This is a genomic window from Mesorhizobium sp. M0698 (assembly GCF_040320455.1).
In the GTDB taxonomy this organism is placed as follows: domain Bacteria; phylum Pseudomonadota; class Alphaproteobacteria; order Rhizobiales; family Rhizobiaceae; genus Mesorhizobium.
Window position 1 is genome coordinate 1 of record NZ_JAMYPQ010000082.1, and the last position, 665, is coordinate 665.

A 665-nucleotide genomic window follows, 5' to 3' on the forward strand; every position below is an offset into this window, starting at 1 on the left:
CTGGTCGAGCTCGAGGTGCGTGAGCTTTTGACCAAGAACGAGTTCCCCGGCGACGACATTCCGATCGTCAAGGGTTCGGCGCTTGCCGCACTTGAAGATAGCGACAAGAAGATCGGCGAGGACGCCATCCGCGAACTGATGGCTGCGGTCGATGCCTACATCCCGACGCCGGTTCGTCCGCTCGACAAGCCGTTCCTGATGCCGATCGAGGACGTGTTCTCGATCTCGGGCCGTGGCACGGTTGTGACCGGCCGCGTCGAGCGCGGCGTCGTCAAGGTCGGCGAGGAGCTGGAGATCGTCGGCATCCGTCCGACCACCAAGACGACCTGCACGGGCGTCGAGATGTTCCGCAAGCTGCTCGACCAGGGCCAGGCCGGCGACAACATCGGCGCGCTGTTGCGCGGTGTCGACCGTGAAGGCGTCGAGCGCGGCCAGGTCCTGGCCAAGCCCGGCACCGTCAAGCCGCACAAGAAGTTCGTTGCCGAAGCCTACATCCTGACCAAGGACGAGGGCGGCCGCCACACGCCGTTCTTCACCAACTACCGTCCGCAGTTCTATTTCCGCACGACGGACGTGACCGGCATCGTGTCGCTGCCGGAAGGCACCGAGATGGTGATGCCGGGCGACAACATCACCGTCGATGTCGAGCTGATCGTGCCGATCGC

At 64.5% G+C, this 665-nt stretch carries 1 protein-coding gene; it reads left to right on the forward strand.

The window, feature by feature from the left end; all coding sequences use genetic code 11:
- Nucleotides 1–665 (forward strand): EF-Tu C-terminal domain-related protein (locus NKI16_RS34005; protein WP_352924828.1); only part of this gene is annotated, 665 nt, incomplete at both ends.